Source organism: Oerskovia turbata, from assembly GCF_000718325.1.
GTDB classification, from domain to species: domain Bacteria; phylum Actinomycetota; class Actinomycetes; order Actinomycetales; family Cellulomonadaceae; genus Oerskovia; species Oerskovia turbata.
Genome location: NZ_JOFV01000014.1, coordinates 48123 through 68848 on the forward strand (window position 1 = coordinate 48123; position 20726 = coordinate 68848).

Genomic DNA, 20726 nt, shown 5'->3' on the forward strand with positions numbered 1-20726 from the left:
CGGCGCGTTGAGCCGTCCCGTCGCCGTGGGCCTCCGCGCCGCCCGGGCGCGGCCCCGGTCCACGTGTGGGCGGCGCCCGGTAGAAAGGAACCGGGTCGGACGAGCGTCACGGCTCTCGATCGGCCGCGGTCGGCGTCGTCCGACGGTGATCGCCGCAGGAGGTACGAGGAGTCGCCGTGTTCCTGATGGACCAGCAGGACCCGTCCACCGAGCCTCTGCTCGTGTTCTCGGCGAGCGACCTCGTCGCGGCGAGCGAGTGCGAGTACCGCTTGCTGCGCACGCTCGACGAGAAGGTGGGGCGTGCCGCGCACGCCGCGGTCGAGGTCGACGACATGCTCGAACGCACCGCGACCCTCGGGGACGTGCACGAGCAGCAGGTGCTCGCGGGCTTCGTCGACCTCGTGGGGGCCGACGCGATCCGTGAGGTCCCGGTGCCGCGCACGGTGCGGCGCGCGGACCTGGAGGCCGCGCACGCCGCGACGCTCGACGCTCTGCACGACGGCGTCGACGTGGTCTACCAGGGCTCGTTCTTCGACGGACGCTTCCACGGGCGCGCGGACTTCCTGATCCGCACCGACAGCCGGGCGGCCCACGCCTGGCCCCGCGCGGCCGGCCCGACGGCGTCGGGCACCCTGGGAGTGCCGGGCACCGGCGGGCCGGAGTACGCCGTGTACGACGCCAAGCTCGCGCGCCGCGCGAAGGTGCCCGCGCTGCTCCAGCTCGCCGCGTACGCCGACCAGCTCCTCGCGGCCGGGGTCGAGACGTCACCGGTGCTGCACCTCATCCTCGGGACGAGGGCCGTGACCGACCACCGGCTCGCGGACGTCCTGCCCGTCTTCCGCGAGCGGCGCACCGAGCTGTTGCGGCTCCTGGACGCGCACCGGGCGAGCGGCGAGCCCGTGGCCTGGGACGCGCCCGGCCTGCGACAGTGCGGCACGTGCGCGTACTGCGCGCAGCAGGTCACCGAGCACGACGACGTGCTGCGCGTCGCGGGTCTGCGCAGCACCCAGCGCGTGCGGCTCCGCGCGGCCGGCATCACGACCATGACCCAGCTCGCGACCGCCACGTCGGCACCCCAGGGGCTCGCGGCGCGCACGTTCGAGACGCTGCGCGTCCAGGCCAGGCTCCAGGCCGGGCTCGTCGACGTGCCGACGGGCGGGGGAGGGGTGCCCGACGTCGGGCCCGGCCCCAGCGGGTCGGTCACGTGGAGCACGCCCGCGGTCGGAGGCGAGGCGGGCAGGGGTGACGGAGACGCTGCCGGTCCCGAGGGCACGGCCGAGCCCGAGCAGCACACGCTGTCCTACGTCGTCGTCGACCCCGCCCCGCTGCGCGACCTGCCGCGACCGGACCCGGGCGACGTGTTCTTCGACTTCGAGGGCGACCCCCTGTGGTCCGTCACGGACCCCGCCACGCGCGACATCACATGGAACATCGACTACCTGTTCGGGCTCGTCGAACGACCGGGCAGCCCCGGCGAGAAGCCGCCCTTCACCGCGTTCTGGGCGCACGACCTCGACCAGGAGAAGCAGGCGCTCGTCGACTTCGTCGACTACCTCGCCAAGCGCCGCGCCCAGTACCCGGGGCTGCACGTCTACCACTACGCGTCGTACGAGAAGACGCACCTGCTCTCGATCGCGGCCCGGCACGGCGTGTACGAGCAGGAGGTCGACGACCTCCTGCGCCAAGGCGTCCTCGTGGACCTCTACGCGACCGTGCGCCACTCGCTCAAGGTCTCGGCGCCGTCGTACTCGATCAAGAAGCTCGAACCCCTCTACATGGGCGACCAGCTCCGTGGCGGGGACGTCACGGACGCGGCGGCGTCCGTCGTCGCGTACGCGACGTACTGCGCGGCGCGCGACGCAGGCCGAGCCGAGGAGGCCGAGCGCCTGCTGCACGGCATCGCCGACTACAACGAGTACGACTGCCTCTCGACCCTGCGCCTGCACGAGTTCCTCCTGGGGCTCGCGGGGCGTGCCGCTCCCGCGACCTCCGCCCCGGGCCTGCTCGCGACACCCCTCGGCAACGGCTGGGAGGACGACCTGCCGCCCGCGCTCGAGCTCTCCGACGCGGAGGTCGCGCGGCGCGCCAAGCGTGCCGAGGCCGAGCAGGTCGAGCTCGACGTCAGGGCGCTCGCGGGCGGCGTGGACGGTCGCTCGGGGGACGGACGGAGCGACGACGAGGAGGCCGTCGCGCTCCTGGGCGCGGGCGTCGGGTACTACTGGCGCGAGGCCAAGCCGTTCTGGCAGGAGTTCTTCGCGCGTCTCAAGGAGCCGGTCGACCAGTGGCAGACGCCGCGCGCGTACTTCCTGGTGGAGCGCGCCGAGGTGATCGAGGACTGGGCGAGGGCCACGCCGCGCAGCAACCCGTCGCGGCGCCTGCGCCTGTACGGCGAGCTGCCGGACGGCTCGGAGCTCAAGGCCGGGTACGACGGCGCCACGGCGCTCTTCGACGGACCGGCACCCGACGGGATCGAGCCTGCCCGCGGCGCGGTGCGCTGGTCGACGGGGAGCGTGCGCGTCCACGGTGTCGAGCGGGGCCGTCTCGGGAACGGGCGCGAGGTCGACGTCCTCGACGTGCGCCTGCCCGTGCCCAAGGGGGTCTCACCGCACGACGCGCTGCCCATGGCGCTCGCGGTCGGGCAGGTGCTGCCGACGCCGCAGCAGGAGGCGTCGATCCGGGCGCTGGCCATGGCGGTGCAGGCGCAGAACCCCGGCGGCCCGCAGGCGCCCCTGGTGCTCCCGGACCACCCCGCGCTCGACCTGCTCCGTCGTCGTCCGCCGCGCACGGTGTCGGGTGCCCCGCTGCCCGTCCTGGGCGACGGCCCCGAGCGGTACATCGACGCCGTGACCGATGCGGTCAGGGACCTCGACGGCTCCTACCTGGGTGTCCAGGGGCCGCCCGGCACGGGCAAGACGCACCTCGCGTCGAAGGTCGTCGGTCGCCTCGTCGCCGAGGGGTGGCGCGTGGGCGTCGTCGCGCAGTCGCACGACGTCGTCGAGAACGTCCTCGCCGGGGTCATCAGCAAGGGGGGCGTGCCCGCGGACCGCGTGGGCAAGAAGGCCTCGGGTCCCAAGGGCCGCGACGTGTCGGCCGTCGGTCGCGACGAGGGTACGGGCCTGCCCGACGACGTCGCGGCCGCCGCCCTGCCCGACGGCTCGCGGCTCGTTCCCTGGCGCCTCGTCGACTCCCCGCAGACCGCGGCCTTCGTCGCCGAGGGGCCCTGCGTCGTCGGGGGGACCGCGTGGGACTTCGCGCACGCCGAACGGTTCGGCGACGGCGAGCTCGACCTGCTCGTGATCGACGAGGCCGGGCAGTTCTCGCTCGCCAACACCGTCGCGGTCTCCCGGGCCGCGCAACGTCTCCTGCTGCTCGGCGACCCGCAACAGCTCCCGCAGGTCTCGCAGGGGCAGCACCCCGAGCCCGTCGACCAGTCGGCGCTCGGGTGGCTGACCCGAGCGGGCGGCGGCCACGACGTGCTGCCGCCCGAGTTCGGCTACTTCCTGGCCCGCTCGTGGCGCATGCACCCCGCGCTGTGCGACGCCGTGTCCGAGCTCGCGTACGAGGGCCTGCTGCACGCCGAGGCCGCCGCAGGCGAGCGGCTCCTCGTGGGCGTCGAGCCCGGAGTGCACGTCGCCCTGGTCGAGCACGCGGGCAACGCGGTGTCCTCGGTCGAGGAGGCCCAGGAGATCGTGCGGCAGGTCAAGGCCCTGCTCGGGACGACGTGGTACCCGGGAGGGCCCGCGGCCGGGGCGCGTCCACTGGACCAGGACGACTTCGTCGTCGTGGCCCCCTACAACGCGCAGGTGTGGACCGTGCGCCACGCGCTCCAGGCCGCGGGCCTGGGGGACGTGCGGGTGGGCACGGTCGACAAGTTCCAGGGCAAGGAGGCGCCCGTCGCGATCGTCTCGATGACGGCCTCGGCCCGCGAGGACGTGCCGCGCGGCATGGAGTTCCTGCTCTCGCGCAACCGGGTCAACGTCGCGGTCTCGCGCGGCCAGTGGTGCGCCGTCGTGGTCCGTTCGCCCCGGCTCACGGACTACCTCCCGAACCATCCCGAGGAGCTCGCCGAGCTGGGGGCGTTCATCGGGCTGTGCCGGTCGGGCGTGGAGCCCCTCCGCTGAGTGCGGAGTACTTGTCGTCGTTCGGGGCTCTCGGCGACAAGTACTCCGCACTCAGGCGTTGGACTCAGAAGTCCCCGAAGCCGCCGAAGTCCCCGCCACCGAAGTCACCGAAGCCGCCGAAGTCGCCGCCGGCTTCGGTGAAGTCGCCGCCGCCCGCGTCGCCCGCTCCCGGGTCGGTCTCGCCGCCGGCCTCGGTCGCACCGGGGTCCCCCTCGCCGCCCGTCCCGCCGTCGCCCGCGAGGTCCGCGGTCGGGTCGCCGAACATCGGACCGAACATCATGTTGGCGACCGCGGAGCCGATCACGACGCCCGCGATGGTGCCGAGCATGCTCGAGCCGATCATCGAGCCCATGCCAGGGCCGCCAGGGCCGCCAGGGCCGCCGACCCCCTGCCTGCCGCCGAACGACCGCTCGAGCGTGCCGGGGTTGCGCATCTCGGCGCGGGTCGCCATGCGGGCGAGCGACCGCGGGTCGTCGGCGGTCGCTCGCTCGGCGGGCGGCAGGTTCTCGCCGAGGTCGGTCAGCACGCGGCGCCGCTGCTCGGGCGTGAGCCGCTCGAACGCCTCGGCGTGCGCCTGCTCGACGGCCTCGGGCGGAGCCGTGCGCAGCAGGTAGCGGTAGCGGTCGATCGCGACGTCGTCCTCGCTGCGTCCCGGACCCGTGGGGGCGGGGGGCGGGGTGCCGTACACGGGGGACTCGTGGCCGGCGTAGGTCGCGTGGCGGCGCGGCGTCCCCTCGTCCTGCGGGGTGCGGCCGAGGAGGCGGTCGAGGAATCCCATGAGCGTGTCCTTCTGGTCGAACCGTCGAGGGCGGGCGCCCTCACCGGTTCAACGCGGTGAGCCGCCCCTCCGTTCCGTCGAGTGCATGGTTCGGCAGCGACACGCCCGGCGAGTCGCCGCAGAACCATGCACTCAGCGCTGAGCGCGCACCGGTTCCGGCGCCGGGCCGACCCCGCCGAGCAGCCGCACGTTGAACCCTTGGCCCTCGACCTCGAGCGCGTGGTACTGCTCGTGCACCCGCACCGGGGTCCCGGTGCCGAGGGCGAGCGCCGTGTGGTGCCACACCCGGCACGCTCCCTCGCCCGTCGCGTACTCGACGACGACCTCGACGCCGCCGTCGCGCGCCCGCACCGCGAGCACGACGCCCTCGCGCCAGCCCCAGGGCCGGTTGCGGAGCATGCGCTCGTGGACGGGGTGCAGGAGGTGCCCGGTGCCGTACCGGTCGCACGCGGCGGGAGGGGGGCAGGCGACGACCGTCGCCAGGTGTTCCATGACGCGCTCGGCGGCCATGGGGGCTCCTTCTCTCCGTGCCCGACGGCGGAGCTCGCCCCCGTGCGCACGCTCACCCGGGAGGGTCCCCGGGTGAGGGGCGCGAGGAGGCGCCCTACGACGTCGGGCCTCGCTCTTCCCCCACGGTCGTGGGGGCGGGTCTTCCTCCGGGAGCACCGTGCGCGTCGCGCGGTTGCCGGACCAGCACGCCGGAGGGCGGATCGCTGGTCCTCTGGACCGTTCTCAGTTCTACCACGGCGTCACCGACCGGGCACAGGGGCTCGTGGTCGTGGACGCACGAGTGCCCCCGACCGAGACGGTCGGGGGCACTCGTTCAATGATCAGCTACGCCCGGAGGCGAGTGAGATCAGAGCGGGCGGATGTTCTCCGCCTGCGGGCCCTTGGGGCCCTGCGTCACGTCGAACTCGACGCGCTGGTTCTCCTCGAGCGAGCGGAAGCCCTGCGTCTGGATGGCGGAGTAGTGCGCGAACACGTCGGCGCTGCCGTCCTCAGGTGCGATGAAGCCGTAGCCCTTTTCGCCGTTGAACCACTTCACGGTTCCCAATGCCATGGGGATCTCCTTCTAGAGTTTCAAACAGCTCCATGATCTGGAGCCGAACATCACGGTGTTCGTCGTCAACTCTTGGGTAACAAGGTTCGCGGTGGCATGGGGCCGTTGCGCAAGGACAAGCGAGGCACTGCAATCTCACCGGCTACGGTACAGGGGTTACTCCGACTGTGCTAGCCCTGATGCTAACGATTGAAGTACGTCTGCCCGCCAACCAGGTCAGGGCCGAGCAAATCGGGCACCGTCACCAGCGTGTACCCGGCGGCCCGCAGCCCGTCCACGATGCCCGGGACGGCGTCCACGGTCGAGCCGTGGATGTCGTGCATCAGGAGGATCGCCCCAGGTCGGGCGCCTGCGAGGGCCCGCTCGGTCGTGGTGGCCGTGTCCTTGTCCTTCCAGTCCTCGGTGTCGACGTTCCACAGGATCGACGGCTCGTTCCGCTGGGAGAGGACGCTCGTCACAGTGTCGCTGGTCGCGCCGTACGGAGGACGCACGAGCGTCGGCCGGACGCCCGACGCCGCCTCGATCGCGTCGGCCGTCGAGCCGAGCTCGTCGGTGATCTGGTCCGTGCCGAGCTTCGAGAGGTCCGGGTGGGACCAGGTGTGGTTCCCCACCGCGTGCCCCTCGGCGACCAGGCGACGGACCAGGTCCGGGTGGGACTCGACGGAACGGCCGACGAGGAAGAACGTCGCGCCGACCTGCTTCTCGGCGAGCGTGTCGAGCAGTCGCGACGTGTGCTTGCCCGGGCCGTCGTCGAAGGTCAGGGCCACGCACCGCAGCACCGAGCAGTCGGGGGCGCCGGACGGGTCGGGCACGGCCGGCGGGGTCACGGGCGGCGGCTCGACGGGCGGCGGAGCGATCCCCACGAACGGGGTGCCGCTCGCCGCGGCGTCCGCGACCTGCTTCCCGACGGCGGACAGGACGGTCCGCGTCGCGTCCGGCTCGACGCGCACGGCCAGCTCGCCGTCCGAGCGTGCCGAGACCAGGCCGGGCGAGAAGACCAGGGTCGCGGCGCCGTCGGGCCCGAGACGCACGTCCCGGAACGTGTCCTGCGACGACGGCACCGGCTCGTCGAACCCCAGACCGGCCGAGCCGAGCGCCGCGTCGACCCACTGCGCGGCCTGCGTGCGGCCGTCGGCCGTGAAGAGGTCCGACGACCACGTCGTGGTCGCACGGGCGAGGTCGGTGTAGAACGTCTGGGCGCCGACCTCGCCGTTCGCCCCGCCCGTGAAGGCGTACGTCGTGGCGCGCACACCCAGCACGTCGCCCTGGGCGAGCACCAGGTCCCACCCGACGTTGAGCTCGTTGCCCACCGCGTCCGGGTCGATCGCGGCGTCGTACGCCCTCTCCGTCGCGTCGACGAACCGGCCGAAGGCACGCGCGAGCGAGCGCTCGCCCGGGATCGAGACCGTCGAGATCGAACGCGCGTCACCGGCGTCCGCGGTCGACTCCTGGTCCACCGCGAGATTCTCGACCGACGCAGGGTCCAGGACCTCAGGCGGGTCGACCCGCTCGGCAGGCGCCAGGGTCTGCGCGGGCGACGGCGCGCTCGTGGGGGAGGGCGTCCCCGACGGCTGCGCCGACGCACGCGTCAGGTAGAACATGACCCCCGCGGCGACGACCAGGAGCGGCACGATCACGGCGAGGACCCAGACGGCACGGTTCCGCGGGCGCGCCGGAGCGGAGCCGCCCGGCGTCTGGTCGCGGGTCGGAGGAAGGGGCTGGGGCACCGGACCACCGTGCCACCCGCACCCGGTGCGCGTCGCGACCGGCGCGGCCGATGAGAGCAGCGCCACAGCCGTCCTCGCCGACGAGGCCGTCCGTCGCCGGGACAGGTGGTGCGCACCGCAGGCGCCGGGGTAGAAAGGGGTGATGGTCTCTCCCACGCAGGTTCCCGACGTCGTGCTCAACAACGGCGTCACCGTCCCGCAGGTCGGGCTCGGCGTCTTCAAGGTGCCCGACGACGCGACCCAGCAGAACGTCGAGCAGGCGCTCGAGGCCGGCTACCGGCACATCGACACCGCGGCCGGCTACTACAACGAGGCCGGAGTGGGAGCCGCGCTGCGCGCGAGCGGCCTGCGCCGCGACGAGATCTTCGTGACGACCAAGCTCCGCAACGGCGACCAGGGGTACGAGTCGGCGCTGCAGGCGTTCGAGGACTCGCGCGAGGAGCTCGACGTCGAGTTCGTCGACCTGTACCTCGTCCACTGGCCCGTCCCCAGCAAGGACCTCTACGTCGAGACCTGGCGGGCGTTCGAGAAGCTCTACGCCGACGGCGCGGCCCGCGCGATCGGCGTCTCCAACTTCCTGCCCGAGCACCTCGCGCGCCTGCTCGCCGAGACCGACGTGGTGCCGGCCGTCAACCAGATCGAGGTCCACCCGACCTACCAGCAGCGCGCGACCCAGGCCGCGACCCGGGCCGCCGGGATCGCGGTCGAGGCGTACTCGCCGCTCGGCCGCGGAGCGGACCTCGGCCACCCTGCGGTCGCCGCGGTCGCCGACGCCCACGGCGTCACGCCCGCCCAGACGATCCTTCGCTGGCACGTCCAGAGCGACCGGATCGTGATCCCCAAGTCCGTGGACCCCGAACGCCTCGCGAGCAACATCGACCTGTTCGGCTTCGCGCTCTCGCCCGACGAGGTCGCGGCGATCGACGCGCTCGACTCCGACGCGCGGCTCGGCTCCGACCCCGCGACGGCCGCGTTCTCCCAGTACCCGGCCTGACCACCCGGCCTGACCACCCGGCCTGACCACCCGGCCTGACCACCGGGCCTGACCCGGCGGCCCGTCCGCCGCTCCCGTACCGGATCGAGACGGTCTCGTGACGGCCCCGTCACGAGGGACGGAGTCTCGCGTAACACGGCCCGCGTACGTTCCAGGAACTCAGGTCGCCGGACCCGGGGTCCAGGACCACAGGGGCCCCGTCCGGTTCGCCGCGTATGAGCCCGTGGTTGCGATTGTGCATCTGGGGTTTCGCGCTGGTCCGACCTGTGCCATCGTCAGCACGTTATTCAGTGCTGAATATCAGGTGATCCACCGCGGGTGCGAGGTCTCCGAGCGCCCGGGTGCGATCTGGCGCACGGAGGTTCGGAATGCAACGCACAGCACGTCGAACGACGGGTGGTCTGGCTCTCGCGCTGGCAGCCGCCCTCGCCATCACCGCATGCGGTACCCAGTCTCAGGGGGACGACGGAGGATCGACGGAGTCGTCGAGCGAGTCAGGGTCGGCCGATCTCAGGATCGTGCCGTCCGTCCAGATCGACATCGACGGTGCCGAGGTCCCGGTCGAGGCCTCGGGAGACCCCGTCGACCCGGCCGGTGACGGTGCGGCCGAGTGTGCCGAGGGCACCTCGATCGCCATGGCCGGTGCTCTGACCGGCCCCAACGCCGCGCTCGGGCAGAACATCCTCTACGGTGCCAAGGTCGCGGTGGACGCGTTCAACGCGGCGAACGCGGGCTGCCAGGTCACGATCAAGGAGTTCGACACCGAGGGCGACCCGCAGAAGGCGACGCAGGTCGCACCGCAGATCGTCGGTGACGCGAGCATCGTCGCGCTCCTCGGCCCGGCGTTCTCCGGGGAGACGTCCGCGACGGGCGACGTCTTCAGCCAGGCGGGCCTCCCGTCGGTGTCGGCGTCGGCCACCAACCCCGACCTCACCACGAACGGCTGGAAGACGTTCTTCCGCGGTCTCGCGAACGACGCCGTCCAGGGTCCGGCCGTCGCCAAGTACATGGTGGACACGCTCGGGTACGAGAAGATCTGCGTGGTCCAGGACAACTCGGACTACGGCGTCGGGCTCGCCAACGAGATCACGGCAGGCCTCGGTGACGCGGCGGACGACTCGTGCTCGGCCGAGGTCAAGGTCGGCGACAAGGACTTCGCGGCCGCGGTGCAGCTCATCTCGAGCTCCGAGGCCGATGCCGTCTTCTACGCCGGCTACTACGCCGAGGCCGCGCCGTTCGCGCAGCAGCTGCGCGACGCGGGCGTCGACATCCCGTTCGTGTCCGCGGACGGTACGAACGACCCGCAGTTCGTCACGCAGGCGGGGGCTGCGTCCGAGGGTGCGATCCTGTCCTGCCCGTGCGGTCCGGCGCCCGACGAGTTCGCGGCGACGTACGAGGCGCTCAACGGTCAGGCTCCGGGCGTGTACTCGGTCGAGGGCTACGACCTGGCGACGATCATGCTCACGGGCATCGCGTCGGGCGTCACGGACCGTGCCGGGATGCTCGACTACGTGGCGGGCTACGACGGCGAGGGCCTGGCCCGCACGTACCAGTGGGACGACACGGGCGAGCTCTCGTCCGCGCTGATCTGGATCTACGAGGTCCAGTAGCCGCCGAGCGGACCGCGGTGCGCCCGCCTCCTCGGGGGGCGGGCGCACCGCGGTCGGCCGACCGCCCGCCCACCGGCTCGAAGGAGCAGCATGTCGATGCTCGTCCACGACGTCCTCGCCGCAGACCCACTCATCGGATTCGACCTCGCGGCGCTGGGCCGCAACTTCTGGGCCCTCACCGTCGACGGCCTGACCTACGGCGCCGTCTACGCGCTCGTCGCGGTCGGCTACACGCTCGTCTACGGCGTGCTGCGCCTCATCAACTTCGCCCACTCCGAGATCTTCATGCTCGGCATGTTCGGGCAGTACGCCACGCTCCTCGCCCTGGGCTTCTACCCGAGCGGCGACGCGTTCGACAAGGGCATCCTGCTCACGGTCCTGTACCTGGGGATCGCGATGATCGGTGGCATGGTGGTCGCGGGAGGGGCCGCCGTCGGGCTCGAACGTGTGGCCTACAGACCGCTGCGCAAGCGCGGGGCCCCGTCGCTCGTCTTCCTCATCACCGCGATCGGGGCGTCGTTCGTCATCCAGGAGTTCGTGCACTTCGTGCTCCCGGCCCTGACGGGTGGTGAGCTGGGCGGCGTGAACGCCGAGCAGCCGATCAGGCTGGTCGAGCCCGAGGTCCAGTTCACGCTCTTCGGCGCCAACGTCACCAACGTGACCCTCATCATCGTGCTCTCGGCGCTGATCCTGGCGCTCGCGACCGACATGTTCATCAACCGGACCAAGTTCGGCCGCGGCATCCGGGCGGTCGCGCAGGATCCCGTGACGGCGACCCTCATGGGGGTCTCGCGCGAGCGCATCATCATGCTGACCTTCCTCATCGGCGGCATCCTCGCCGGGGCCGCGGCGCTGCTGTACACGCTGCGCGTCCCCAACGGGATCATCTACTCGGGCGGCTTCATCCTCGGGATCAAGGCGTTCTCCGCGGCGGTCCTCGGCGGCATCGGCAACCTGCGAGGCGCGCTGCTCGGCGGTCTGCTGCTGGGCGTCATGGAGAACTACGGTCAGGTCGTGTTCGGCACCGAGTGGCGCGACGTGGTCGCGTTCGTCCTGCTGATCGTGGTCCTGATGTTCCGCCCGACCGGCATCCTCGGCGAGTCCTTGGGGAGGGCACGAGCATGAGCACCAGCACTCCTGCGGGGAACGACGGCACGACCCAGCCCGCGCGCCCTCGCCCCGAGCTCCCGCCCGCGGGGCAGACGCCCGTCTCCCAGCGCCCTCACGGTGGGGTGGGGGACCGGTTCCGGCTGTGGTGGGACGCGCTCGCGCGGCCCGCGCAGTGGGGGATCGGTGTCCCGTTCATCCTGCTCGTGGCCCTGCTGCCGATCCTGAACATCCCGGTGCTGACCACGGTCGGCACCAACTTCGGGGCCGTGATGGCGCAGTTCGGGATGTACGCGCTCATCGCGATCGGCCTGAACGTCGTCGTGGGGCAGGCGGGCCTGCTCGACCTCGGCTACGTGGGCTTCTACGCGATCGGTGCGTACACGCTCGCGATCCTCACGAGCCCCGACAGCCCGTGGAACGTGACCCAGCCCGAGGGGTGGCTGTCGGACGACTGGGCGTGGCTCGCGATCCTGCCGGTCGCGGTCGCGATCACGGCCATGTCGGGCCTGGTCCTGGGGTCGCCCACGCTGCGTCTGCGCGGCGACTACCTGGCGATCGTGACGCTCGGCTTCGGTGAGATCGTGCGCCTGCTCGCGGACAACCTCGACGAGATCACGGGCGGCGGCCAGGGGCTCAAGTCCGTCGCCTACCCGCGGCTCGGTGTGACCGAGGAGCTGCCCAACGGCGTGTTCTCGGCGGGCAACGTCGGGACGACGCTCAACTCGGGCGTGTGGTGGTTCTGGCTGTCGCTCGTCTTCATCATCATCTCGCTCCTGCTCGTGGGGAACCTCGAGCGCTCGCGCGTGGGCAGGGCGTGGGTCGCGATCCGCGAGGACGAGGACGCCGCCGAGATCATGGGAGTGCCGACGTTCCGGTTCAAGCTGTGGGCGTTCGTGATCGGGGCGACGATCGGGGGCGTCTCGGGCGCGGTCTACGCGGGCCAGGTGCAGTTCGTCATCCCGACGAACTTCAACATCATCAACTCGGTCCTGTTCCTGTGCGCGGTCGTCCTGGGCGGACAGGGCAACAAGCTGGGCGTGATCCTGGGGGCGTTCATCATCGTGTACCTGCCGAACTTCTTCCTGGGGCGCACGTCCCTGTTCGGCATCCCGATCGACGGCAACGAGATCGCGAACTACAAGTACCTGTTCTTCGGGGTCGCGCTCATGGTGCTCATGATCTTCCGGCCGCAGGGGCTCATACCCGTCCGGCAGAAGCTCCTCACGTACGGGCGCGAGCTGTACGTCGCGGCGCGTCGCACGCTCGCCAGGATGCCCGACGGCGGCCCGCAGGCCGCGTACGCGACGTCCGCTCCGGCGTCGGGCACGGGGGGCGGGACCGGGCCCGGCTCGACGGGGAGCGGGACCGACGGTCCCGCCGGGAGCGGTGCGGGCGAGCACGACGAGACCACCGACGGGGGGAACCGATGAGCAACGATCCTGGCGGCATGGGGGCCGGCGGCGAGGTCGGCGACGCGCACCTGTCGTTGTCCGCGGACGCGGGCGAGCCCATGGCCGAGAAGTACCTGCCCGGTGCCGGTCTCGCCGAGCCCGCGCTGGTCGACGTGACCGAGGTGCGGCCCGAGCTCGCGGACTCCGCGCTGGTCGACGCGATCGTCGCGGCCGACCGCACGGTCCGCACCGAGGTGGGCGAGCCGCTGCTGCGCATGGAGGACGTGTCGGTCGTGTTCGGCGGCCTGACCGCGCTGGACTCGGTCACGTTCGACATCCGTCGCGGGGAGATCCTGGGGCTGATCGGGCCCAACGGGGCCGGGAAGACCACGGCCTTCAACGCGATGACGGGCGTCTACCGGCCCACCACGGGCCTCGTGCGGTTCGACGGGCAGGTCCTCGGCAAGGCCAAGCGCAACCAGATCACGCGCCTCGGCATCGCCCGGACCTTCCAGAACATCCGCCTCTTCAACGAGATGACTGCCCTGGAGAACGTCGTCGTCGGGACCGACGCACGGCACCGGACCTCGGTACCGGGCGCGCTGCTGCGCACCAGGAGGCACCGGCAGGAGGAGCGCGACGCGATCGACCGGTCCATGGCGATCCTCGAGTTCGTCGGGGTCGGGGCGCGCGCCACGGAGAAGGCGCGCAACCTGTCCTACGGCGAGCAGCGGCGCCTGGAGATCGCGCGGGCGCTCGCGACCGAGCCCAAGCTGCTGTGCCTCGACGAGCCCGCGGCCGGCTTCAACCCGGCGGAGAAGGAGGCCCTCATGGACCTCATCCGCCACATCCGCGACGACGGGTACACGGTCCTGCTCATCGAGCACGACATGCGCCTCGTGCGGGGCGTGACGGACCGCATCGTGGTGCTCGAGTTCGGCAAGGTCATCGCCGAGGGCACCCCCGAGGACGTCACGTCCGACCCCGAGGTCATCGCCGCCTACCTGGGCGTACCCGACGAAGAGCTGCCCGAGGGAGACGCAGATGCCCCTGCTTGAGATCACGGACATGACGGTCGCGTACGGGCGGATCGAGGCCGTGCGCGGCGTGTCGATCACGGTCGAGGAGGGCGAGCTCGTGACCCTCATCGGGGCCAACGGTGCCGGGAAGACGACGACCATGCGCGCGGTCTCGGGGATCCGGCCGCTGTCGCGCGGGAAGATCGTGTTCGACGGCAAGGACATCACGCGCATGAAGCCGCACCTGCGGGTCCTGGAGGGGATCGTGCAGGCGCCCGAGGGGCGCGGGATCTTCCCCGGCATGACGGTCCTGGAGAACCTCGAGATGGGGGCCTACGGGCGCGCGTTCGAGAACAGGGCCGTGCACGACGAGACGCTGGCCCGGGTCTTCGAGCTGTTCCCGCGGCTCGAGGACCGTACGTCGCAGGTGGGCGGGACCATGTCCGGGGGCGAGCAGCAGATGCTCGCGATCGGGCGCGCGCTCATGGCCAGGCCGCGGCTCATGCTGCTCGACGAGCCGTCGATGGGCCTGGCGCCCATGGTCATCCAGCAGATCTTCCGGATCGTCTCGGAGATCAACGCGCAGGGCACCACGGTCCTGCTCGTGGAGCAGAACGCGCGGCAGGCGCTCTCGCGCTCGCACCGCGCGTACGTGCTCGAGACGGGGGAGGTCGTGCGTTCCGGGGGCGGTCGGGAGCTGCTCGCGGACCCGAGCATCAAGGAGGCATACCTCGGGGTCGCGTGACCTCGTCACCCGGGTGACTGTCCCCAGACCTGTGGATAACTTTGTGGACAGTTCTGGGGACAAGGTGTGGAGCACGGTGTGGACAGGTGCGACCGGCGGTCCTTCATGACCCCAGGCGCTCCTTGGCCGCCAGCACCCGCAGCACCGCGGCGTCGACCTTGCCGGCGAAGGCGGGGTCGGCCTGCGCGCGCTCGACGAGGGCGGTCGCCATCTGGGGGATCACGGTCGGGTCGGCCGAGGCGAGCACCAGGTCGCCCCCTGCCGCGATCGTCAGGACCGCCCGCTCGCCGGGCGACCACGCCTGCACCTGCTCGGCCGCCGAGACGTCGTCGGTGACGACGACGCCCCCGAAGCCGAGGTCGCCGCGCAGCAGCCCGTCCACGACCACGGGCGAGAACGCCGCGGGGAGGCTGCCGTCGATCTGGTCGTAGATCGCCGTCGACGTCATGACGAACGCCGCGCCCGCCTCGATCCCGGACCGGAAGGCCGCGACCGACGGGTCGTCGCGCGTCGTCACGGTGTCGCGCACGTCCGCGGTCGTGTCGGTGTTGCCTCCGACGCGTCCCAGCCCCGGGAAGTGCTTGATCGCGACGTCGACGCCGCTCGCCTCCATGCCCGCGCTGAACGCGTTCGCGTGCGACGTCACGCTCTCGACCTCGAACCCGTAGTTCCGTTCGAAGTACCCGATCGGCGCGTTGGTCGCCGCCGTCCCGGGGCTCGTCACGACGTCCATGACGGGTGCGAGGTTGAGGCCGATCCCCGCGTCGGCGAGCTCTCGGCCCCACGTGGTCGCCTGGCCCTGGAGGTCCGCGGGGGCGAGCGCGGACTGCTCCATGGCGCTCGGCACGTCGGAGAAGCCGGGTCCGCGGAGCACCTGGACCCTGCCGCCCTCCTGGTCGGTCGCTACGAGCATCGGCGTCCCGTGCGTCGTCTCGTCGGTCACCAGGGCCGTGAACGAGTCGACGAGGTTCTTGACCGGTGCCACGCCGGCCTGGGTGCGCCCCGCGAGGAACACGTTGCCCACGTGGTGCTGGTGGACCGCGTCGTAGCTCGCCTGGTCGATCTTCCCCACGTCGACCCCGACCATGAGGAGCTGGCCCACCTTCTGCTCCAGGCTCCACCCGGCGAGAGGGTCCGGGGCGTCGGTGGTCGGGTCGGGTGCGGGGGCGGGCGTCTCGGTCGCGGTGGGAAGGGTCGTGCCCGACGGCGGAGCGCTCGTCGGGGAGGGCGTCCCACCTCCCGGCGAGCACGCGGCGAGCAGCAGGACGGTGGTGAGCAGGGTGGCGCTCGTGGCGCCTCGACGGGACGGCCTCATGCTTCGACCCTAGGACGGTACCCGGGTGCACCGCGTCGCAGGTCGGCGCCAGGGGCGTGTTCTTCGCGTCACGTGCTGGTTGCGGGGGGCTCCGCTGCCGAGCATGCGGTTGGCGTCGGCCGAGCATGCGGTTGGCGTCCGAGATCGGCCGAAAAGCGACGTCAACCGCATGCTCGGCACCGAGAGGGGGCGCAAGATCACCCTCCCGCTCCCTCGCGGGCGCGCGCCCGCGGGTCTAGCGTCGACAACAGGTACGCCCGTCGATCGACCGGGGGGATCTCATGTGGGCGATCCGTGGACGCGTCGTCGCACTCTCGGACGACCGGTCGGTCGCGCCGTCCGAGTCCGCGGCCTTCACGGGCCGCGTGTGGATCGACGACGACGGCCGCGTCGCCGACGTCACCCGGAGCACGGCGAAGGGCCCCGCACGCTTCGACGGCTGCCCGGTCGTCGACGTCGGCACCTCGCTCGTCCTGCCGGGCCTGATCGACCTCCACAACCACCTGGCCTACGACACGCTGCCCCTGTGGACCGAGCCGTCCCAGGCCGTCCCGTTCGCGCACCACGACTCGTGGCCCCGTGCCAAGACCTACGCCGCGAGCACCACGTGGCCCGCGTACGCGTTCATCACCGCGAGCCCGCACGAGCTCCTCGCGTACGTCGAGACCAAGGCGATCGTGGGCGGCACGACCTCGATCCAGGGCTCGCCGCCCATGAACCGTCCGCGCGACGGGTGGCTCGTGCGCGAGATCGACGACGAGAGCTTCGGGACGGGCAACCGCAACATGGTCCTCGCGTCGGTCCTCACGGCCAAGCCCGCCGACCTCGCGGACCGCGCCAACCGTATGCGCGCCGGCTCGCTGTTCGTCTACCACTGCGCCGAGGGGCAGCCCGGCAGCCTCGTCGCGCGGGAGTACACCGACGCCGAGTCGGCCGGCTGCCTCCAGCCCCGGTTCGTCGCGGTCCACGCGACCGCGGTCGACGCGACCGGCTTCGCCCGGTGGACGGACCCCGGCGCCGTCGTCTGGTCGCCCTTCTCCAACCTCTGGCTCTACGGCGTCACCACCGACGTCCCCGCGGCGAGGGCAGCGGGACTCGACGTGTGCCTCGGGGCCGACTGGGCGCCGTCGGGCTCGAAGAACGTCCTGGGCGAGCTCAAGGCCGCGCGCCTCACCGCCGACCACGCCGGGTGGAACCTCACCGACGAGGACCTCGTGCGCATGGTCACGTGCGTGCCAGGCGACGTCCTCGCACGCGGCTGGGGGCGGCAGACCGGGCGCCTGCAGCCCGGGGCGCTCGCGGACGTCCTCGTGCTGCGCGCCGAGCGACGCGCCGACCCGTTCCGCACGGTCGTCGCCGCGACCGAGGACGACGTGGACCTCGTCGTGATCGACGGCGTCGCCCGCTACGGGACGCCCGCGCTCATGGCAGCGGCCGGCGCGCCCGACCGCACGCCGCTGACGGTCGGCTCGCGCGACATGCGCCTGAGCCTCACTCACCCCGACGACGGCACGACACCCTGGGAGTGGGGCGACGTCGTCGACCGGCTCGAGGCCGTCCGCGCCGACCCGCAGGCCGAGATCACCACGGCCCAGGCGCACGCCGCGGCATGGGCCGGGAGCATGAGCGACGAGGGCGCGCCCCTGCGCCTCGCGCTCGACATGCCCACGGGCGTCGGCCCGGTCGGCGGGCTCCCGCGCGACCTCGGGACGATCACCGTCCCGCCGCTCGAGTCCCTGATGCCCGACGACGCCTGGCTCGCCCAGGTCGTCGGGCGCGGCTTCCACGCGGGCGTGCTCGACGGCCTGCGCGCCTACTACTGAGGGCAGCCACCACCGCAGGACCCACCGACCGGGGGAGGGAGCACGATGACCGGGAGCGAGAGCCCCGACCCGCGCGACGCCCGCGTCCGGCGCCTCCTCGCCGAGGCCGTCACGGCCACGACCCTCGCCGACGTCCCCGCGGCCGCGCACCTCGACGGCGGCGAGCGGCTCCAGGTCCTCGACACGTTCGTCACCGTCCTGGGCGGCCTCTACTCCCACCTGCCCGCCAAGCGCGCGGCCTACGCGAGCGACCCCGTGCAGGCCCTCGTCCTGCTGCGCCGCCGCGCCGTCGACCTGACCGACGCCGAGTTCCACCTCGCCCTCACGGGCATCCTCACCGGGCTGCGCGACGCACACACCCGGTACGTCGGGCCCGTCGCCGCACGCGGACAGGTCGCGACGCTGCCGTTCCTCGTCGAGGCCCACGGCTCCGACCGCGACCCGCACTTCCTCGTGACCAAGGTCGGCCCCCGCGCCACGACCGACAGGTCGTTCGTCCCGGGCATCGACGTCCTCGCCTGGAACGGCGTGCCCATCGCCCGCGCGGTCGAGGTCCACGCCGACCGCGAGACCGGCGGCCGGCCCGACGCTCGGCGCTCGCGGGCGCTCGAGTCCCTGACGTTCCGTGCCCTCGACTACGGCCCGCCGCCCGACGAGCACTGGGTCGTCGTCGAGTACCGGACGCGCCGCGGGGCGACCCGGGAGACACGTTTCGACTGGACCGTCGTCGCGCCCGGGCGGGCCGGGACCGCCGTCGCCCGGGCCACGCGGGCCGCGCTCAAGATCGCGGTCGACCCTGCTGCCGACGCCGTGCGCCGCGCCAAGAAGCTCACGTTCGCGCCCGAGCTGTGGGCCACCGAGGACGAGCCGGAACCCCCGGCGACCCCGCCCGCACAGGCCGCTCGGCCACTCGACGTGCCCCACCGCGCGACCCGGTCCGCCACGGCCCTCACCGGGGTCGCGGACGAGGGGCGCGCCGCGCCGTCGGGCCGCAGGAACGGCACGGACGTGGACACGGCCTGGATCCCCACGCCGCTCCAGGACCTCCTCGCCGCGCGGGCGCTCGACGCCGAGCACGGCCTGCTGCGCCTGTGGTCGTTCGACGTGGGCGACGACGCCGCCTACCTCGACGAGATGACCCGGCTCCTGGGGCTGCTGCCCACGGGCGGGGTCGTCGTGGACCTGCGTGGCAACCCCGGCGGGCTCGTCTGGGCCGCCGAGCGCGCGCTGCAGCTCTTCACGGACCACCCCGTCGTGCCCACGCGCTTCAGCCTCGTCGCCACGCCGCTCACCCGGCTCATGGCCGCGAGCCCGTTCAACCGGCTCGAGCTCGAAGCCTGGAACGGTTCCCTCCAGGACGCCGTGTCCACCGGCGAGCAGTACGCCCAGCCCCTGCCGCTGACCGAGCCCGCGTGGTGCAACGACCGCGGGCGCGCCTACCCGGGGCCCGCGGTCGCGGTCGTCGACCCGACCACGTACTCGTCGGGCGACCTGTTCGCCGCCGGGTGGGTCGACAACGACGTGGGGCCGCTCGTCGCCGTCGGGCAGGCCACCGGGGGCGGCGGGGCCAACGTCTGGACGCTGTCCCAGGTGCGCGACGCGCTCGCGGGCACCGAGCGCGCGCTGCCGCCCATGCCCGCCGGGACGTCGCTGACCGTCGCGGTGCGGCGGACCATCCGCTCGGGCCGGGGCGACGGCATCCCGATCGAGGACCTCGGGATCGGCGGCGTCCCCTACGACATGACGCGGGACGACCTGCTCCAGGGCAACGTCGACCTCCAGGCGTTCTGCCTGGGCCTGCTCCGTGGCAGCTGATCCCGGACGACAGGAGAAGTGACATGAGCACCGACCACGACCCCGGACCGCCGCCCCGGATCGCCGAGATCTTCGAGCGCCTCCCGGGCTACGGCGAGCACGCCGCGCTGTTCTGGCACGACTGGGGGCCTGTGTTCTACCGGGGCCGCCTCGACGGGTCCGCGCGCCTGCTCGTCATCGCGTCCGACCCCGGCCCCACCGAACGCATCGCGGGCCGCTCGCTCGTGGGCAACGCGGGCCAGCGCGTCCAGGGCTTCCTCACCAAGCTCGGGCTGACGCGCAGCTACGTGTGCCTCAACGCCTACGCGTACGCAACGCTGCCCTCGCGCGCGGACGAGGCCGCGCGCGAGATCCTGCGCGCCCCCGAGCACACGCGTTGGCGCAACGAGCTGTTCGACGCCGTCACAGGGCCCGACCTTCAAGCGATCGTGGCGTTCGGGGCCCAGGCGCGCGATGCCCTGCGCCGCTGGGAGAACGCGCCCAACGTGCCCGTCCACAAGGTCCCGCACCCCTCGAGCCGCGACCCGCAGGCGCTGCTCGACGCGTGGCGCGACGCGGTCGGCGACCTGCGCGGCGTCGTGACCCCGGACGCCGACGGCGACGCGACCGTCCCGACCTACGGTGCGACCTTCGAGGAGAGCGACTACGCGCCGATCCCGCGCGGCGACCTGCCCTACGGCATGCCCGCCTTCTTCGGGGACGACGCGTGGATCCGGGCGCTCGGCGAGAACGGCGCCGTGCAGCGGCCGCGCAGCGACCCCCGGCACACGCTGGAGTGGAGGGCGCCGGGCGGGGACGGCTGACGAGGCGGACGATATGACTGTCCTCCAGGGCCCTTCACTATGACGAGATCTGTCGCCACAACGGCTCGATCTGAATGCTGAGCTCGTCATAGGTGAACGGAGCATCCATGAGCGGCTACAGGATCGACCGACAACGCGGCTGGTCGCCATCGAACTTGAAGAACATGCGTCGCATCGCGGAGGTCTGGCCGACTCCCGATGAGTTCGGCCAACAACCTGTTGGCCGATTGCCCTGGGGGCATGTCGTCGTCCTCTTGGAGCGGCTCCAGTCGCGCGGGGAGCGCGATTGGTATGCGGCTCGCGCTGCCCAGGACGGCTGGTCACGCGCCGTGCTTGAGCACCAGATCAAGGCCAACGTGCGCTCGGCGCTCGGTGGGGCGCCGACGAACTCTCACCGATACATCTGATGTTTATC

Annotated in this window: 16 protein-coding genes and 1 riboswitch; of the genes, 11 read left to right on the forward strand and 5 right to left on the reverse strand. The window is 72.5% G+C overall.

What is annotated here, in order from left to right; genetic code table 11:
• The first annotated feature begins 185 nt into the window (after positions 1–185).
• Positions 186–4121, forward strand: a complete 3936-nt coding sequence (locus IE95_RS0114770; RefSeq protein ID WP_051703170.1) for a TM0106 family RecB-like putative nuclease — start codon at positions 186–188, stop codon at positions 4119–4121.
• A 64-nt stretch (positions 4122–4185) separates the two neighbouring features.
• Here the strand turns inward: IE95_RS0114770 and IE95_RS0114775 are convergent, their stop codons facing one another.
• The 4 genes from IE95_RS0114775 to IE95_RS19735 form a co-directional block, all read right to left on the reverse strand.
• Positions 4186–4899, reverse strand: coding sequence for a hypothetical protein (locus IE95_RS0114775; RefSeq protein ID WP_030152388.1), 714 nt, complete (start codon positions 4897–4899; stop codon positions 4186–4188).
• Between the two features lie 132 nt (positions 4900–5031).
• On the reverse strand, positions 5032–5409 hold the full coding sequence (locus tag IE95_RS0114780) for a hypothetical protein (protein ID WP_030152389.1): 378 nt from the start codon (positions 5407–5409) through the stop codon (positions 5032–5034).
• Positions 5410–5515: 106 nt separating this feature from the next.
• Positions 5516–5627, reverse strand: a riboswitch (SAM riboswitch).
• 128 nt (positions 5628–5755) lie between these two features.
• Positions 5756–5959 (reverse strand): cold-shock protein, encoded by a 204-nt coding sequence (locus IE95_RS0114785; RefSeq protein WP_030152390.1) that lies wholly within the window; start codon positions 5957–5959, stop codon positions 5756–5758.
• Positions 5960–6141: 182 nt separating this feature from the next.
• Entirely contained in the window at positions 6142–7686 is a 1545-nt protein-coding gene (locus IE95_RS19735; RefSeq protein WP_129429621.1) for a polysaccharide deacetylase family protein, read from the reverse strand.
• 142 nt (positions 7687–7828) lie between these two features.
• On the opposite strand from IE95_RS19735, the gene IE95_RS0114795 reads away from it, so the two are divergent.
• The 6 genes from IE95_RS0114795 to IE95_RS0114820 all read left to right on the forward strand — a co-directional run bounded on the left by IE95_RS0114795 (position 7829) and on the right by IE95_RS0114820 (position 14555).
• Positions 7829–8680 carry an aldo/keto reductase gene (locus IE95_RS0114795; RefSeq protein WP_030152392.1) on the forward strand — a complete coding sequence of 284 codons (852 nt, stop codon included), beginning with the start codon at positions 7829–7831 and terminating at the stop codon, positions 8678–8680.
• Positions 8681–9198: 518 nt separating this feature from the next.
• Positions 9199–10290 carry a branched-chain amino acid ABC transporter substrate-binding protein gene (locus tag IE95_RS0114800; protein WP_240666405.1) on the forward strand — a complete coding sequence of 364 codons (1092 nt, stop codon included), beginning with the start codon at positions 9199–9201 and terminating at the stop codon, positions 10288–10290.
• Positions 10291–10380: 90 nt separating this feature from the next.
• The gene (locus IE95_RS0114805; RefSeq protein WP_129429620.1) at positions 10381–11415 is read left to right on the forward strand and encodes a branched-chain amino acid ABC transporter permease; all 1035 of its coding nucleotides are present in this window, start codon (positions 10381–10383) and stop codon (positions 11413–11415) included.
• The gene (locus tag IE95_RS0114810) at positions 11412–12830 is read left to right on the forward strand and encodes a branched-chain amino acid ABC transporter permease (protein WP_084690314.1); all 1419 of its coding nucleotides are present in this window, start codon (positions 11412–11414) and stop codon (positions 12828–12830) included. Before IE95_RS0114805 ends, IE95_RS0114810 begins: the two co-directional genes overlap by 4 nt.
• Positions 12827–13849 carry an ABC transporter ATP-binding protein gene (locus IE95_RS0114815; protein ID WP_084690315.1) on the forward strand — a complete coding sequence of 341 codons (1023 nt, stop codon included), beginning with the start codon at positions 12827–12829 and terminating at the stop codon, positions 13847–13849. Before IE95_RS0114810 ends, IE95_RS0114815 begins: the two co-directional genes overlap by 4 nt.
• Positions 13836–14555, forward strand: coding sequence for an ABC transporter ATP-binding protein (locus IE95_RS0114820; protein WP_030152397.1), 720 nt, complete (start codon positions 13836–13838; stop codon positions 14553–14555). Before IE95_RS0114815 ends, IE95_RS0114820 begins: the two co-directional genes overlap by 14 nt.
• 103 nt (positions 14556–14658) lie before the next feature.
• Here the strand turns inward: IE95_RS0114820 and IE95_RS0114825 are convergent, their stop codons facing one another.
• The gene (locus tag IE95_RS0114825) at positions 14659–15870 is read right to left on the reverse strand and encodes a glycoside hydrolase family 3 N-terminal domain-containing protein (RefSeq protein WP_036572200.1); all 1212 of its coding nucleotides are present in this window, start codon (positions 15868–15870) and stop codon (positions 14659–14661) included.
• 281 nt (positions 15871–16151) lie between these two features.
• Between IE95_RS0114825 and IE95_RS0114830 the strand changes: the two genes are divergently transcribed.
• The 4 genes from IE95_RS0114830 to IE95_RS0114845 all read left to right on the forward strand — a co-directional run bounded on the left by IE95_RS0114830 (position 16152) and on the right by IE95_RS0114845 (position 20718).
• Entirely contained in the window at positions 16152–17693 is a 1542-nt protein-coding gene (locus tag IE95_RS0114830; protein ID WP_030152399.1) for an amidohydrolase family protein, read from the forward strand.
• Positions 17694–17738: 45 nt separating this feature from the next.
• Positions 17739–19508: a S41 family peptidase gene (locus IE95_RS20900; RefSeq protein WP_051703164.1), complete on the forward strand. Its 1770-nt coding sequence runs from the start codon at positions 17739–17741 to the stop codon at positions 19506–19508.
• 23 nt (positions 19509–19531) lie between these two features.
• Positions 19532–20311, forward strand: coding sequence for a uracil-DNA glycosylase family protein (locus tag IE95_RS19740; protein WP_051703165.1), 780 nt, complete (start codon positions 19532–19534; stop codon positions 20309–20311).
• A gap of 107 nt (positions 20312–20418) precedes the next feature.
• On the forward strand, positions 20419–20718 hold the full coding sequence (locus IE95_RS0114845) for a DUF1016 N-terminal domain-containing protein (protein ID WP_084690316.1): 300 nt from the start codon (positions 20419–20421) through the stop codon (positions 20716–20718).
• Positions 20719–20726: the final 8 nt, after the last annotated feature.

Excerpts from the sequence above, each read along its gene's own strand:
- IE95_RS0114770 (WP_051703170.1), top strand. The coding sequence starts at position 186 with ATGGACCAGCAGGACCCGTCCACCGAGCCTCTGCTCGTGTTCTCGGCG.
- IE95_RS0114775 (WP_030152388.1), bottom strand. The coding sequence starts at position 4,899 with ATGGGATTCCTCGACCGCCTCCTCGGCCGCACCCCGCAGGACGAGGGG.
- IE95_RS0114780 (WP_030152389.1), bottom strand. The coding sequence starts at position 5,409 with ATGGCCGCCGAGCGCGTCATGGAACACCTGGCGACGGTCGTCGCCTGC.
- IE95_RS0114785 (WP_030152390.1), bottom strand. The coding sequence starts at position 5,959 with ATGGCATTGGGAACCGTGAAGTGGTTCAACGGCGAAAAGGGCTACGGC.
- IE95_RS0114795 (WP_030152392.1), top strand. The coding sequence starts at position 7,829 with ATGGTCTCTCCCACGCAGGTTCCCGACGTCGTGCTCAACAACGGCGTC.
- IE95_RS0114805 (WP_129429620.1), top strand. The coding sequence starts at position 10,381 with ATGTCGATGCTCGTCCACGACGTCCTCGCCGCAGACCCACTCATCGGA.
- IE95_RS0114810 (WP_084690314.1), top strand. The coding sequence starts at position 11,412 with ATGAGCACCAGCACTCCTGCGGGGAACGACGGCACGACCCAGCCCGCG.
- IE95_RS0114815 (WP_084690315.1), top strand. The coding sequence starts at position 12,827 with ATGAGCAACGATCCTGGCGGCATGGGGGCCGGCGGCGAGGTCGGCGAC.
- IE95_RS0114820 (WP_030152397.1), top strand. The coding sequence starts at position 13,836 with ATGCCCCTGCTTGAGATCACGGACATGACGGTCGCGTACGGGCGGATC.
- IE95_RS0114825 (WP_036572200.1), bottom strand. The coding sequence starts at position 15,870 with ATGAGGCCGTCCCGTCGAGGCGCCACGAGCGCCACCCTGCTCACCACC.
- IE95_RS0114830 (WP_030152399.1), top strand. The coding sequence starts at position 16,152 with ATGTGGGCGATCCGTGGACGCGTCGTCGCACTCTCGGACGACCGGTCG.
- IE95_RS20900 (WP_051703164.1), top strand. The coding sequence starts at position 17,739 with ATGACCGGGAGCGAGAGCCCCGACCCGCGCGACGCCCGCGTCCGGCGC.
- IE95_RS19740 (WP_051703165.1), top strand. The coding sequence starts at position 19,532 with ATGAGCACCGACCACGACCCCGGACCGCCGCCCCGGATCGCCGAGATC.
- IE95_RS0114845 (WP_084690316.1), top strand. The coding sequence starts at position 20,419 with ATGAGCGGCTACAGGATCGACCGACAACGCGGCTGGTCGCCATCGAAC.